The 15215-nt window shown below is 40.8% G+C and carries 15 protein-coding genes; 10 read left to right on the top strand and 5 right to left on the bottom strand.

The genetic code is table 11. The features are described 5' to 3' along the window. Positions 1–116 precede the first annotated feature (116 nt). The 3 genes from QT711_RS08945 to QT711_RS08935 all read left to right on the top strand — a co-directional run bounded on the left by QT711_RS08945 (position 117) and on the right by QT711_RS08935 (position 4181). Complete coding sequence (locus QT711_RS08945; protein WP_317943588.1) at positions 117–1862, top strand: sensor histidine kinase; 1746 nt, start codon at positions 117–119, stop codon at positions 1860–1862. Further along, the gene (locus QT711_RS08940) at positions 1859–2590 is read left to right on the top strand and encodes a LytR/AlgR family response regulator transcription factor (RefSeq protein WP_317943586.1); all 732 of its coding nucleotides are present in this window, start codon (positions 1859–1861) and stop codon (positions 2588–2590) included. Before QT711_RS08945 ends, QT711_RS08940 begins: the two co-directional genes overlap by 4 nt. A 133-nt stretch (positions 2591–2723) precedes the next feature. Beyond that, the gene (locus QT711_RS08935) at positions 2724–4181 is read left to right on the top strand and encodes a carbon starvation CstA family protein (RefSeq protein WP_317943584.1); all 1458 of its coding nucleotides are present in this window, start codon (positions 2724–2726) and stop codon (positions 4179–4181) included. A 38-nt stretch (positions 4182–4219) separates the two neighbouring features. Here QT711_RS08935 and QT711_RS08930 read toward each other — a convergent pair whose 3' ends face one another. Further along, positions 4220–4966 (bottom strand): DUF3888 domain-containing protein, encoded by a 747-nt coding sequence (locus tag QT711_RS08930; RefSeq protein ID WP_317943583.1) that lies wholly within the window; start codon positions 4964–4966, stop codon positions 4220–4222. Positions 4967–5724: 758 nt separating this feature from the next. On the opposite strand from QT711_RS08930, the gene QT711_RS08925 reads away from it, so the two are divergent. Then, positions 5725–6606 carry a DMT family transporter gene (locus QT711_RS08925; protein WP_317943581.1) on the top strand — a complete coding sequence of 294 codons (882 nt, stop codon included), beginning with the start codon at positions 5725–5727 and terminating at the stop codon, positions 6604–6606. A gap of 105 nt (positions 6607–6711) precedes the next feature. Beyond that, entirely contained in the window at positions 6712–7455 is a 744-nt protein-coding gene (locus QT711_RS08920; RefSeq protein WP_317943579.1) for a GyrI-like domain-containing protein, read from the top strand. A gap of 42 nt (positions 7456–7497) precedes the next feature. Here the strand turns inward: QT711_RS08920 and QT711_RS08915 are convergent, their stop codons facing one another. After that, a complete protein-coding gene (locus QT711_RS08915) occupies positions 7498–7779 on the bottom strand; it encodes a hypothetical protein (protein ID WP_317943577.1) in 282 nt (93 codons plus the stop codon). Between the two features lie 60 nt (positions 7780–7839). Continuing rightward, the gene (locus tag QT711_RS08910; RefSeq protein WP_317943575.1) at positions 7840–8163 is read right to left on the bottom strand and encodes a YbjQ family protein; all 324 of its coding nucleotides are present in this window, start codon (positions 8161–8163) and stop codon (positions 7840–7842) included. Positions 8164–8278: 115 nt separating this feature from the next. Here QT711_RS08910 and QT711_RS08905 point away from each other — a divergent pair, with 115 nt between their 5' ends. Together QT711_RS08905 and QT711_RS08900 are read left to right on the top strand one after the other, a co-directional pair. Then, a complete protein-coding gene (locus QT711_RS08905) occupies positions 8279–8701 on the top strand; it encodes a GyrI-like domain-containing protein (protein ID WP_317943574.1) in 423 nt (140 codons plus the stop codon). A 100-nt stretch (positions 8702–8801) separates the two neighbouring features. Further along, on the top strand, positions 8802–9608 hold the full coding sequence (locus tag QT711_RS08900) for a hypothetical protein (RefSeq protein WP_317943572.1): 807 nt from the start codon (positions 8802–8804) through the stop codon (positions 9606–9608). Between the two features lie 71 nt (positions 9609–9679). Here QT711_RS08900 and QT711_RS08895 read toward each other — a convergent pair whose 3' ends face one another. Then, entirely contained in the window at positions 9680–11299 is a 1620-nt protein-coding gene (locus tag QT711_RS08895; RefSeq protein ID WP_317943570.1) for a M56 family metallopeptidase, read from the bottom strand. After that, positions 11296–11676, bottom strand: coding sequence for a BlaI/MecI/CopY family transcriptional regulator (locus QT711_RS08890; protein WP_317943569.1), 381 nt, complete (start codon positions 11674–11676; stop codon positions 11296–11298). The genes QT711_RS08895 and QT711_RS08890 overlap by 4 nt, the downstream gene beginning before the upstream one ends. 134 nt (positions 11677–11810) lie before the next feature. On the opposite strand from QT711_RS08890, the gene QT711_RS08885 reads away from it, so the two are divergent. The 3 genes from QT711_RS08885 to QT711_RS08875 all read left to right on the top strand — a co-directional run bounded on the left by QT711_RS08885 (position 11811) and on the right by QT711_RS08875 (position 14889). Then, positions 11811–12536 carry a MerR family transcriptional regulator gene (locus tag QT711_RS08885; RefSeq protein WP_317943568.1) on the top strand — a complete coding sequence of 242 codons (726 nt, stop codon included), beginning with the start codon at positions 11811–11813 and terminating at the stop codon, positions 12534–12536. Between the two features lie 354 nt (positions 12537–12890). Continuing rightward, positions 12891–13487 carry a hypothetical protein gene (locus QT711_RS08880; RefSeq protein ID WP_317943566.1) on the top strand — a complete coding sequence of 199 codons (597 nt, stop codon included), beginning with the start codon at positions 12891–12893 and terminating at the stop codon, positions 13485–13487. Positions 13488–13692: 205 nt separating this feature from the next. Beyond that, positions 13693–14889, top strand: a complete 1197-nt coding sequence (locus QT711_RS08875; RefSeq protein WP_317943564.1) for a class I SAM-dependent rRNA methyltransferase — start codon at positions 13693–13695, stop codon at positions 14887–14889. The last annotated feature ends 326 nt before the right edge of the window (positions 14890–15215 follow it).

Here is a 15215-nt window from a genome sequence, read left to right as displayed (position 1 = left end):
GCTACCGTGCATGCTAATGTGTAACGATTAACCATTGCGTGAAAATAATAATTTATAACACTCCTCAAATGCAGTATACTTATGTACAAACTTCGCAAGTAGCTGGGGGAATGGATATGTTGGATTTACTTGTGATCATGCTTGAACGGGTAGGAACAATTGTGGCGGTAGCGTTCATTTTGACACGCTTCCGCTTTTTTAAAAATATGGTGCACCAAGATTCGTTAGATCGGAAACAGGAAATGACCGCTATTTTGTTTTTTGGCTTCTTTGGAATTATTGGTACATATTTTGGTGTGGCATTTAATACGCAGACGTTGAATTTCAATAGCGTTGCCATCGAATTGACGACAGATGAAGCAATTGCTAACTCTCGAGTGATTGGTATTGTCGTAGCGGGTTTGCTAGGTGGTTATAGAGTAGGAATCGGGGCAGGGTTAATAGCGGGTATTCATCGGATGACGCTTGGCGGATTCACTGCGATTTCTTGTGGTGTTTCAACAATTATATCGGGTCTTTTGGCTGCTGCATTTTATAAACGTGGCAAGCATGTAAAGCCGTTAACTGCATTTGCAATCGGCGCGTTTGCAGAAACGATGCAAATGGGTCTCATTCTTCTAATATCGCAACCGTTTGAAAAGGCATGGTCATTAGTCCAGACAATCGGATTGCCGATGATTCTTGCCAACGGAATTGGGACAGCTATTTTCATGCTCATTGTGTATAACGTTATTAGCGACCAAGAAAAAGCGACAGCCCTACAAGCACAAAAAACATTGCGAATTGCAGACCAAACACTAGGTCATTTAAGAAAAGGAATGAATACTGTGACGGCGTCTGCTGTGTGCAACATCCTGTTCCGTGAATTGCAACCAAGTGCAGTCGCCATGACAAACAAAACGGAAATTCTTGCTCACGTCGGGATTGCTGATGACCATCATCAGGCGAACAGTCCGCTCCAAACACTCGTGACGAAAGATGTGTTGCAAAATGGGGAGCTAGTCGTTGCGGGTGAACAAACGATCCATTGTGTACAAGATAATTGTCCGTTAGGGGCAGCCGTCATAGCTCCTTTGAAATTGCGAGACGAAACAATTGGTACGCTAAAGCTGTACTATCCATCCGAAAAAGCGATTACGAATGTGACAATTGAGTTGATTGCTGGTCTTAGTTCATTGTTAAGTAATCAACTTGAAATTGCAGAAGCCGATCGGGCGTACCAGTTAGCAAAAGACGCTGAAATTAAGGCGTTGCAAGCGCAGATCAGTCCACATTTCCTGTTTAACTCAATGAATATTATTGTGTCGTTAATTCGGACGAATCCTGACGAAGCACGCAGACTTTTGACCTCTCTCTCATACTTCCTGCGTCAAAACTTGGAAGGGACGACAGCGGAGAAAGTAACGTTGGAGCAAGAGCTTGCACACGTGGAAGCGTATTTAAAAATTGAAGAAGCAAGGTTCATTGATAAATTGAAAGTGTGTATTGATGTGGATCATACGATTTTGCAAGAGTTCATTCCGCCACTTACGTTACAGCCGCTTGTCGAGAATGCCGTCAAACATGGCATTAAAGAGATGGAGAAGAACAGTGTCATTCAGATTATTATCCGAGACAGTGGTGATGCGATTGATATACTCATCCAAGACAATGGTTCGGGCATTACAAAAGAGCGATTACCGCTTCTTTGTGAGAAAGTAATTGAATCAGAAACGGGGACTGGAATGGGGCTCTATAATGTGAATCGCCGCTTGACAATGACGTTTGGGCACCAGTCAGCATTGCATATTGCCAGTTGTAGGGAGCAAGGAACAGGGACGGAAATATCATTCCAAATTCCGAAAATGGGAGTGGTTGTATGAATCGGATGATAAAAGTTGTCGTAGTGGATGATGAACGCTATGCACGGGAAGAATTGACGTATTTGCTAGAACAACATACTGGAATTGATGTTGTAGGGGAGGCGGATTCAGGGGAGTCCGCCATTATGAAAGCAATCCAACTACAACCCGATGTCTTGTTTTTAGATGTGGAAATGCCGAAGTTGAATGGTATGGAAGCTGCCAAAGCGTTAATGGAGCTAAAAAAGGTTCCATTGATCGTTTTTGCGACAGCTTATCCGCAATTTGCAGCAGAAGCATTCCGCATTAATGCAGTTGATTATTTACTGAAGCCGTACGATGAAGAACAAGTAAAGCAAACGATTATTCGAATCCAGGACAAACTTTTACCGAAAGAGAACTTAGAAACCATTAGTCGTTTAGGAAAATTAGCGATCGAAATGGACGGAGAAATTGAGTACATACCAATTCGAGATATCTTTTATATGTATCGTGATGAAAAAGTGACGAAGGTGATTACCGCAAAGCAGGAATATGATTTACGAACTTCCTTGAAAGAGTTGGAAAGCAAGTTAACGCCTTTATCTTTTTTTCGGATTCACAAAGGCTACATCGTCAATTTACTGCACGTGAAAAAATTGACTCCGTGGTTCAATGGGGCGTATCAGTTAGAGCTCGAAGGACGCAGTGAAAAGTTATCAGTGAGCAGAAATTATGTACGTGATCTACGTCAACAGTTGGAAGTATAAGATGCTTGCACAATAATCCGCCATTCATACGTTTTATTCTTCATTTTTGACATGTTGCGACAAAAACCTCCGTTTTTAGAACATTTCCTCTAAACTGAATGAAACCGCTATCATTCAAAAGGGGGAAGTTCTAGTGATTACGTTTTTATTTGGGGTAGTTTTACTGATTGTCGGTTATTTCACGTACGGTAAATTCATCGAAAAGATGTTTGGCGTAAAGGAAGACCGCGCAACACCTGCTTATACGAGCGGGGATGGAGTGGACTATGTGCCAATGAGCACAAAGAAAAACTCTTTAATACAATTGTTGAACATTGCAGGTGTAGGTCCTATTTTCGGGCCGATTATGGGTGCACTTTATGGTCCAGTCGCTTTTATCTGGATTGTGGTCGGTGCTATTTTTGCAGGGGCTGTACATGACTATTTAACAGGCATGATTTCGATCCGTAACCGTGGAGCACATTTACCTGAGCTTGCGGGCAAGTTTTTAGGAAAGTTCATGAAGCATATTGTAAATGCATTTGCGGTATTGCTTCTTTTATTAGTAGGAACGGTATTCGTTTCTGCACCAGCTGGATTGTTATACAATTTGATGAACGGTTGGATGGCGATGGGCATTATCGTTGCATTGATTTTTATCTACTATATTATCGCGACATTGTTACCAATCGATAAAATCATCGGGCGTTTCTATCCAATCTTTGGTGCACTACTCATTATTAGTGCTGTTGGTGTGGGTGGAATGATGGTGATCAAAGGCGTTTCGATTCCTGAGCTATCACTAACGAATTTCCATCCTGACAATTTACCGATTTTCCCATTGTTATTCTTAACCATCTCTTGTGGTGCATTGTCTGGTTTCCATGCGACACAATCACCAATCATTTCACGTACGACAAAAAAAGAAAGTCAAGGACGTAAGATTTTCTACGGTATGATGATTGCCGAAGCAATTATCGCGATGATTTGGGCAGCAGCTGGAATGGCGTTATTCAATGGATATGGCGGCTTGAGTGAAATGCTTGCAGCTGGTGGACCAGCACTAATCGTCAGCGAAGCGTCAACGATGATGTTAGGAGCTGTTGGTGGAACATTGGCAGTATTAGGGGTTATCGTTCTTCCAATCACTTCAGGTGATACAGCATTCCGAAGTGCACGTATGATCATTGCTGATTATTTGAAATTCCCACAAGCTAAAATGGCGAGCCGTTTGTGGATTGCTGTACCGTTGTTTGTCGTTTCCATCATTTTAACGCAAGTCGATTTCAATATCTTATGGCGCTACTTCTCATGGGCAAACCAATCGACTGCAGTTATTGCATTATTTGTAGGCGCAATGTATTTGTTCATTGCCAGAAAAAATTATTGGGTTGCATTGATTCCAGGCACATTCATGCTCATGGCGACGACGACGTACATTTTAAATGCGACGATCGGATTCGGTTTACCAATGAACGTGGCGTATATTGGAGCAACTGTTATTTCCATCTTCCTTGTTGTCTTGTTCTTCTTCGCAGCAGTAAAAGCACGGGCTGCGCAAATTCCTTTGGAAGAAGACATTACAAACTGGAAAGGTGCAACGATCAACTGATGAACTAAAAAGAGGCTGGCCAATTCGGTCGCCTCTTTTTACATATACCAAAGCAAATCATATTTCATCTTTTTACCTGCTTTGCTCTCTTGCTCAACAACCTTCCACATGCCATTTTCCCTTTGCACTTGATAGTACACGTTCGACCCATCAGATTTTTTAAAGAGAATGAAACCTTCGTCGTCTTTTACAAAAGTAACCGGGTCAATGACGTTCTTAAAGGGTGGTTGAATTTCAGGACTTAAAATATTGATAACAATTTCTTCAGCGATCGCCACAAGTGAATTATACGCATCATGCTTTTCTGCTTTATAGCGTAATTGTTTGTAATCATAGCGTTCATAAGGCAATAAGTTCAGATGAAAAGTCTTTTTGATATCAATCAACACATCTTTGTAAAACTGCTTCATCTTTTTTTCTTCGTCATCGCCTTCATGTGCAAAGCTCAGTTGTTCAACGCCTTGAAGACTTACTCGGAATTGTATAGTTTCCTTACCTATTGGCGGATTGTGTGCATTTTCAAATGTTTGAACTTGTACATCGACAATGAATGTAAATTCTCCGACCTCTTCTCGTTCAATCTTTAAAATGTCAGCATCAAACAGACCATACGATTTGTCGTAGCCATAATGTGCGACAACTGCTTGCCTAATAACAGGATCAAGTGTGGTCAGAAGTGCATCTTTGACGGATTGCTGTTCAATTGTTGTGCTGGCTTGACCGGAGTGCAAATTAAACGACGAAAAGAAAATAAGAATAGCAAAGGCGGACAGTAATTTTCTCAATGTTAAACACCTCCTCATCAGACTTTGCAGTTAGGATTACCTGTAGGTGAGAATCAATACGTAACTGAAAAATATGGCCATGGCCAACGTTTACGTGGAACGCCGCATAAAATCCTGTAATGCCGCAAACTTTATCCAAACGCGGCATAATTCCTTTAAAAACAGCAAACTTCTACAAAACACGGCATAATCCCGCAAAACGCCGCATAGCCAGTCTCATTAAAATAAAACCCTTAATTTGTAAAATGCATTTAGCGCGACACCAACTCCACCAACAAAAAAAACCGCGCTCACAAGTAATTAAAGCAGAGAAATTTCTCTGTAACTGCTCATGATATCCTTAAGTACCGCAAACTTCTTCGTAATGCCGCATAATTCCACGAAACGCCGCAAACTTTTTCCGAATGCGGCATAACCTCGTCAAACCCCGCAAAATTCTTTCAAACCCGGCATAATCCCACAAAACACAGCAAACTTTTACAAAACGCGGCATAATCGCCTTAAACGACGCATTCTATTCAAACGACACCATAATTGGCCAATTACATGCATCGCGACAATGAAAACCGAAATCAAAATAAGCTCTCTGCGAAAAGTTCCAACAGGTGTGTTCAATGAGCGTCTCTACCGTGTTTTTGAACAGTTGATTGCATAATTATACATTCCTGTCTTACATTCTCTATTTAAAAATACTCGACCGATTTGGTAAAGTTTACGCTATAATTGTCTAAAGTCATCAAGTGCATACGGAGGGACATATGAAAAAATATATAGGTGAAATTGGTTTGATCATTACGGCCATCATTTGGGGAAGCGGATTTGTCGGTAGTGCGATGGCGTTGGAAACGTACACACCGTATCAAATTTTAGCAGGGAGATTTTTAATTGGTGCGCTTTTATTATGTGCGGTTTTCTATAAAAAATTGAAGTTCATGACAAAAAGTGTGTTACTGAAAGGGACAATCTTAGGTGTGTTTTTATACATAGCATTTGCATTGCAAACGGTCGGATTACAATTTACAACGCCTTCAAAGAATGCTTTTTTGACAGCTGTCAACGTGGTGATTGTACCGTTTATCGGCTTGGCGTTATATAAACGAAAACTTGACATATTTGAAGTGATGGGCGCATTTTTAGCCATGTTTGGTGTCGCAATCTTGTCATTACAATGGTCAGCTGGGGTAAATATTGGTGATTTTTTATCGTTCTGTTGTGCCATTGCATTTGCGTTCCATATTTTTTACACGTCTCAATTTGTTAAGAATGAAGATCCGATTGTGTTGACGATTGTTCAGATGGCAGCTGCAACAGTTATCGGTTTTGTTGTAGTTCTGCTTAAAGGGGAAATGGCATTCAGTATGGAACCCGGTGGATTGTCGTCTTTATTGTACTTAGGAATTTTCTCAACGACCATTGCATTTTTATTGCAAACTGTGGCTCAAAAATTTATTACCGAAACGAAAGCGGCCATTATTTTATCGACAGAGTCATTGTGGGGAATGGTGTTTTCCGTCATTTTATTAAGTGAAGTGCTTACAATTAAAATGGGCATCGGTGCTGTTTTAATACTTGGAGCTATTATTTTATCGGAAACGAAATTGAGTTTTATGGCAAAAAAACGGTCGAAGCGAGTGACGTGACAAGGGAGTGGATTTGTATGCATGTTCATCCTAAAAAAACTTCTATTATCTAGTTGACTCGTACCTAACGGGCACGTTTACAGTGAGAGTAGAAGGAGGAAACATATGCTATCAATCGGAAAAACGGCACGTCTTGTCGGGATGACTGTTAAGGCAATTAAACATTATGAGGACATTGGTCTGGTCTGTCCATCATATGTGAATCCTGAATCAGGTTATCGCTATTATGCTCAAAAGGAGCAACAGCAACTTCTGCGGATTAAGACATTAAGGCAATTTGGAGTATCTCTTTCAGCCATCTTGCAAGCAGGAGATGAACAGATGGAGACATTATTGCGCAAACGCATTGAAGAAATCGACGGGGAAATGAAGGAATTGCATGGGGCTAAGCTTGCAATTCAACAATTACTTGAACAGGGGGAAAAACAAATGCAAACGAGAATTGTAGAGAGCGAAGGGTTTATTGTACGTGGGTACGAAATGAAAGGGCCAGTAGCGGATATTCCTGCTAAGTGGGCAATCTTAAACGGTGATATTCACGAAAAAGGGCTTGTCGTGGAAGAATCGTTTGGTGTTTGCTTAAAGATGGAAGGGGATGTGATTCAGTATATCGCTGGATTAAAGTCAGAGTTGGCGGAGCAACTTCCTGGAAAAGATGAAGTAATCATTCCGCCCGGAAGATTCATTGTTGCAACAGTTGAAGGTGGCATCCCTGGCATTCCGGCAGCCTATGACTACATCATTCAAATGGAGGGCATTCAACTGAGGGAGTGCTATGACTTTGAACGTTATGTCCATCCCGAAGGTTCGACAGAAGACATCATTGAGATTTGGATGCCGATCGTGTAACGTGCTTGCGTTTTTTTTTAGAAGCTTCATACCGGCCAATACTTATGAATACATTCCTTGTATGAATGAGACAACCGCGATAACAATGGAACCACTTTGGGCTTCCCAAAAAGTCCGTTCTAAAAGACGGGACCCTAAAACACCTACTTTTGGTCTGTGGTACATGTCATAATACATGGCCCATGCTGCGATGAAACACACAATGCTAAGAACGACTAGCGTCCAACCAAGCCAGAAACGTCGCAGTACAGGATCACTTAAATAGGTGATAACGAGCATTAGCAGTAACGGTAATAGTAGAGCAGCCATAACAATATAAATCATAAGATTCTCCTTCAATGGATAAGCGGATCAAGAAATTGAGGTGATCCGCTTATTTGTTTTTTATACTTCTTCCTCGTAAGTAATTGCTGTACCGGTCGCAATACACATCATCATGCCCTCACGAACGGTTTCAAAATCAAGATCGACGCCGATTACTCCATTCGCACCTAAACTTCTAGCCCGTTCTGTCATTTCATTCAGCGCTATTTGCCGGCCTTCAGCCAATTTATCCTCATACGCAGCACTTCTTCCACCGACAATATCGGTCACCGATGCAAATAGATCACGAACGATATTTGCCCCCATAATCGCTTCTCCACTCACTATACCGTGATAAGCCAAAATCTTTTTCCCTTGTAACGTGTTTGTTGTTGTTTGTAACATTGCCATTCCTCCTTTTACTTTTATACGATAAAAACTACTTTTAGTTTCATTATTTAGAAAAATATTGACAAGTAGTAGTTTGATTGGATTATAGTTAATGAAAGGAGTGATGTAGATGAATACACGTATTGAAAAAGTGGAGAGTTTTATTGTGAAAGGGTTTGAAATGAAAGGTGATGTCTCACAAATTCCTGCTCTTTGGGACAAGCTGAATGGAGCGCTTTGTGAAAGTGGAGCCTCCAAGTCGGAAGAATCGTACGGGATTACGTTAGCAATGGAGAATGGGAACTTTCATTATATAGCGGGTGTACGGAAAGAATTTGCAGAAGGAATGGTAGATTCGAAAGAAGTGGTCGTTCCAAGTGGTAATTTTATTGTTGCAAAAGTTGACGGGGGATTGGATCAAATTCCTGCAGTATTTGGTGCGCTGATGCAAATGCCAGGTATTAATCTTCGACACAGCTATGGATTCGAGAAGTATCTTCATCCAGAGGGGTCAGAAGGGTACGAGACAGAAGTTTGGGTTGCGATTGAGTAAAACTCTTTCATAGCGGAAATTAGAAATTGTTGGTTATAGTAGTTTTTTGTGTTGACTATTACTCTCCCGGATCTAGGAAACGTAAAGGGGGGACGTTGGAATGAAGAACATTTATCGGAAGTTATACATTTTTAGTTTTAGCGGTGGTTGTGTACTTGCGGTTTTATCCGTTGTCTACTATTTTATTTGGCATGATCAATTTGTGGTGAATGGAGCTCTGTTAGTCGAATTAGGAATTGCGGCTATCGCTGCAATTGGTTCAGGTTTTTATTTTCGGCATGCTTTTCACAAGCTAAAAACTGCTGATGAAACTTCAACTGACGTATTCCATTTTGAGGAAGTGACAGAGCTGACGCTGAAAAGAGTACCAGCTCTCATACCTAAAATTGTCCATGTCGATTCTTTTGGACAACCGCAATTCATGATCGTACCGAATAGAAATTGGGCTCGTCCTTTTATGGTGTTAAAGTTGTTTGAAAAAGGGCTTATTTTCCCTGTCTCCTATACGATTTGTGACATGAATGGGTCTCCAATTGCGACGTTTCGCATAAAAAATACTGTGAAGCAAGTAACGTTATCACTTTGGAGTTCAGAAGGCTTGTTGATTGGGACTTACATACAACAATTAGCGAAATCCGTTCTCGTTAATCGGGGAACGCTTTACGGCTCAAATGGTTCAATTTGGCGTCAACTTGAAGCGAAGAATATGACTGGTGATATTGATGTGACGGATGAGCAGGGTCGTATGACTGCTACCTATCGATACGGACGATTTCCGTATGCAACACATCCTGCTTTCGTCAGTACGGCGCATCACGATTATGTCCGATTTGGTTCACATATTTCTTCAGATGAAAAACTTGCGTACACTATGATTTTTTTCTTTTGGCTTGGTTTGGAAAATTGACAGGTGGATAGGAAAGCAAAAAGGACCAAATTACGGTCCTTTTTCTAACTTGCTATCTAAACAGTCTTTCATTATTCACCTTGAGACAAATACATCGCTTTGCCCTCTTCCATATCTTTCGCAATGTCATTACTAATAATTGCTTGTCCTGTAATTCCTTCAAGCCCTTCGAGGGTTCTTCCATCATTCACTGGCGTGTATTTTCCGTTGTTTGCAGTAAGTGCAACGTATGAACCAGAAGCTCCACCACCGCTATACATGACGACAATTTCTTTGTACCCATTCGTAATTTGGTCACTTATGATGACTGGCGATTGAATGAGTGTCAGAGCTTGTTGTAAGTGTACTTCCCCTGAACCATTTTCCTTTACGAGTAGAGCTGTGCTACCCCCAGAACCGCTTGAATACGGTCCCATGACAACAGTGAAAATCTCTTCTGCCCCATCAGCATCTACGTCTACGTAGTTATAATAGTATTTTGTCGTCCCTAAGTCTTCTTCTGGTATGTCGAAGTAATCAATAATTAATCTTTCAAGTGCTGCATGTCTACTTGTCTCGGCATACACACCAGTGATAGGGGCTTTTTCAACAATCGCATCGGTGTCTTGCGCAGATGTATTTTCTGTATCACCTGTTTCATTTTTTGTCGGTTGTGCGGCTTCCACTTTTTTTGTTTCGTTGCCTTGTGGACCAAATGCGATGAGTGAGCTAGAAACTGCAAAAATGACAATAAATGCTCCAAGTGCTACAAAGCCTTTCTTTTTCGTCCCGTTCCATGAAATGTTCTTGAATCTCTTTTTCACCGTTTTAATCCCTCCGTTATAATTTGATGTGAATGAAGCCGAACGCTGCGATTGTTGTTCCACTGACTGCAAAATGGTTTCCATGTAGCGTATTTTATACTGCTGATCTTGTCCGTTAACGACATGTTCATCACAAATCAATTCCATTGTTTCGTTAAACTTTTTTGCAAGGAGATGTACAAAAGGGTTAAACCAGTAAAGCGCCTGTACGACGAACACTACTATTTTTATGACAAGATCGTGCCGTTTTAAGTGAGTCAGTTCATGTTTGAAAATAAGGTGCAGGTCACTGGATGGATAGTCGATTGCAGGTAGGACAACAGTTGGTTTGACAATTCCATACAACATCGGACTCGTAATGAATATTGATTTTCGCAGCGTTACGTTTTTCTTTATCCTTAATTCTCTTTGAACAGTTTCAAATAGCGCATTTTGTTCGGGTGTTGCGTCAATGGACCATCGATTAGCATGTCTGATGAATTGGAAGTAGCTTAATAGGTGATACAGTACAAAAAGAAGCGTTCCAGCAATCCAGATATTTTGTAAAACCTTCAATATGAAGGTTTTCGACCAGAAGACAGCTTGTTCATTTGAGTGAACTTGCGCTTGGCTATGTACATTAGTAATCGGGAAGACGTCCTGTACAAGAGGTGCTTTCCAAACAGTCGATTCTTGTAAAGCTCCGGCTTGGATGTGAATAGGCGCCTCCGAAAGCGTAACTGGAAAAGGAAGTAAAAGCCTTATCGTGATTGCTAACCAAACAACATAGAGTAAACGTGGGCTATATTTTCTTTCAAGCAGTGGTGAGCATAACCATACGATGACAATGAGTACTGACATGATTATTGAAGTTTCCAACATATGCGAGAACATGGTTTGCATCATCATTTCTTTTCCTCCGAAGACAGGCTATCCAGAAAATCTCTCAATTCTTGGATTTCTGTTTCATCTACCGCTTTACTATCATTTAACTGGGCGACAAAGTTTCGTACGGAGTTTCCAAAGAATTTTTCCAGCATCGTCTTACTTTCTCGATGTGCATAGTCTTCTTGACTAATAAGGGGGGTATAATAGTTTGTTTTTCCTTCCTTTACAATTTTTAAAAACCCTTTGGTGGTCAGTCTTGATAGAAACGAAAGAATGGTCGTTGGAGCTAGGGTCTTTGTTTCTTCCAATTGTTCTTGAATCCAACTTCGGGTGACCGCTTCGTTTGCATTCCATATGATTAACATAATTTCGAGTTCCGCATCAGGTAATCTTTTCATAAGAATCTCCTTTCTTCTACAAGTGTAGAACGTTATATCTTTTATTCTACACTTGTAGAAGAAAAAGTCAATTCTTTTCTTGACTCTCACGTTACGTCATACTTTAAAGTACATAGTGAAGGGAGGCTGGAACGATGAAAGTAAAGGAAGTAGCAGCATTATCGGGTGTGAGTGTGCGGACGCTTCACCATTATGATGACATTGGTTTACTCGTACCGGATACTGTAACGGAGGCGGGTTACAGGGTTTATTCAGATGAAAATGTAGCAACGCTCCAACAAATATTGTTCTTCCGTGAACTCGGCTTTCCTTTAAAAAAAATTAGTGAATTGTTGAGCAGTCCTTCATTCAACCGGAAAGAGGCGTTTGAGTTGCAACGAGAAATGCTGATTGCTAAACGGACGCAACTGGATAGGATGATTGAGACACTCGACAAAACAGTCCAATCTGAGAGAGGGGAAATTACAATGACGAATGAAGAAAAGTTCAAAGGGTTCGATTTTGGTGCAAATCCATTCGAACAGGAAGCTAGAGAGCGTTGGGGGAATGCGGTTGTTGATCGAGCGAATGAAAAAGTACGTACGTTTGGGAAGGGTGCACAAGATGAGATGAACGAGATCTATTTCAAACTGGCTGCGCTTAGAGATAAAGATCCAGCTAGTGAAGAAGCGCAAAAGGCGATTGGTGAATGGTATACGTTCTTAAATAAAATTGGCGATTACTCTTTAGAGGCGTTTGCAGGATTAGGGGAAATGTATGTCGCAGATGAGCGATTTATGAAGAACATTGACAAGTTTGGCGAGGGCTTGGCGGTTTTCATGCGGGATGCGATGAAGGTGTACGCAGAAAAAGGTGAATGATGCTCTGTAGAAAATGTAAATAATTGAAGGTGGGTCGGTGCAGAAGAAAGAATTCCTGTCACCGGCTTTTTCACGTATTTTTTGGAGTAGATGATCGTAAACTTCTGTTGCATGAGTTTCTGTTAACTCGCTTATAGTTACACGATACTATCGGTTTGTAGATTATGAAATTTTCATTCGAATGAAACTTCATATGACGTTGACACGTATAATAGATATATAGAAAAGCTCGAACTGTCTACAACGAATAGCGCAGCTACAACTTAAGGCTTAGTCATTTTCAATCTGCAGACGGTTTAGCGCGCGATGTAAATCGTACATACTTGTAGAGAGAAGAGTTAGGGGTTGGGAATTATGGGGAAAACAATTTATATTGTTCTTACTGATACGGGGACATTGCTATCGAAAGCAATCGGTATGTATACACAGAGAGATTTAAATCATGCATCGATTGCATTTGATGAGCAATTGACGGAGATCTATAGCTTTGGACGGAAACAGCAGTATAATCCGTTTTTAGGAGGTTTCGTCCGCGAAAATGTGGCGGAAGGGATTTTTCAAGATGCTGCTTGCGCTATTTATCGATGTGAAGTGTCCGCGGAAGCATATATGCGAATCCGGCAGAAAATCGTTCAGTTTGAGAGAAATCAAAACGACTACAAATACAACTTCATCGGTTTGTTCGGCGTAGCGCTGAATAAGGAAATTCGACGGAAACGGGCTTTTTTCTGTTCTCAATTCGTGGCGACCGTTATGCAGGAAAGCGAAGCGCATCGGATGATGACGAATCCTTGTTTAACAATGCCGCATCATTTGGCATTTTTACCACATATGCAACTTGTCTATGAAGGGGACTTGCACGGTTATTTGCAAACTGTAAGAGGTCAGCAAATGCAACGGCCGATTCGGATGGGCTTGTTGAAAAGTTTAGCATTTCGCTTGTTAGCATAAATAGGTGAGGAAGGGAGCTTCTCATTTGTTGGGGGAGCTTTTTTATTATGAACGGATAAGAGCTCTGTGCTTGGAACACTTAGTCCAAGTCGACAGATGAATTGAAGTTCGGGAGAGTAGAATTTTTACCTGCTGAAGCGGTTGTTCTTCGCTTTTGTACAATTCCGTGCGATAATGAACAAAATGAAGGAAAAAGGATGACACGATGACAAAAACAATTGATGTGCAAGTGAACGCACAAAGTATAGCAGCCTTTAAAAAGGGCTATCCCTTAATATTAAAAGATGCAGTGATGAACCCTGAAGTATTGCATGAAGAAGGGACAATCATTCGTTTAGTTGATAAATACCGTAAATTTGTTGCGAAAGGCTATTATGGCAATCAAAACAAAGGAATTGGCTGGGTACTCACAAGAGATGATCAGGAGGAAATCGATTTTGCTTTCTTTGAAGGGAAAATTGCTGCTGCTTTATCTAGACGTGAGTCGTTCTTTGAGGATGAAGAAACGACCGCTTTCCGTCTGTTCAATGGTGAAGGTGACGGAATCGGTGGATTGACAATTGACTTTTTTGACGGGTATGTGATGGTTAGTTGGTACAGCGAAGGCATTTATTCAATGAAACATCATGTATATGGTGTGTTGGATAAGCTTATGGATTATAAAGCCATTTATGAGAAGAAGCGTTTTGACACGAAAGGTCAGTATATTGAACAGGATGATTTTGTTAAAGGCGAGCCAGGAGATTTCCCGATAATCGTGAAAGAGAACGGTATGAATTTTGCCGTCGATTTGAATGACGGTGCGATGACAGGAATTTTCCTCGATCAACGTGATGTGCGTAAAGCGTTGAGGGACAAGTATTCGGAAGGTAAACATGTATTAAACACATTTTCGTATACGGGTGCCTTTTCTGTAGCGGCCGCTCTCGGCGGTGCACGTGAGACGACAAGTGTCGATTTAGCGAAACGGAGTTTGCCGAAGACCATAGAGCAGTTCAGTGTGAATGGAATTGACTATGAAGCACAAACCATTAAAGTGATGGACGTGTTTGAATACTTCAAGTACGCAAAACGCCATGCGTTAAAATTTGACGTTGTCGTACTAGATCCGCCAAGTTTTGCGCGCTCTAAAAAATATACATTCAGTACAGCGAAGGATTATCCAGCGTTAATCGCTGACGCAATTGCGATTACAGAGAAAAATGGCATCATCATTGCATCCACGAATAATGCAAGCTTCAGCATGAAGAAATTCAAGACATTCATTGCCAAAGGATTCGAAGATGCAGGTGCACGCTATAAAATTCTTGAAGAATCATCGCTACCAAAGGATTTTCGTACAAATCGCGACTTCCCTGAATTCAACTACTTAAAAGTCGTCATCTTACAGAAATTGAAATAAAAACAAAAGCCACCTCCAACGGACACTATCCGAGGAGGTGGCTTTTTTTGTGTTTGGGTGCCATTTGTTTGGGTGCCCACTAGCGTTGCATCACAGTAAAAAAATAGATGATTTATATAAAAAATAGAATAAAAGACTTGAAGAACGACAAAAAAACTCCTAATGTAGGTAAGGAAGCGACGACTAAATCAGTTCCCTTACATTACAAAAAGGAGTAAGCCATGAAAAGTGTAAACCCTAATTTAGTCTTTCGTCAACTCTTATCCAATTTACCAGATAGTATTTTAGCTTGTCCTTTAATGAATGGTACGAATAAAATTACTGAC

Source organism: Sporosarcina saromensis (genome assembly GCF_033253735.1).
Lineage (GTDB): Bacteria > Bacillota > Bacilli > Bacillales_A > Planococcaceae > Sporosarcina > Sporosarcina saromensis.
This window is presented reverse-complemented; position numbering and strand designations above follow the sequence as displayed.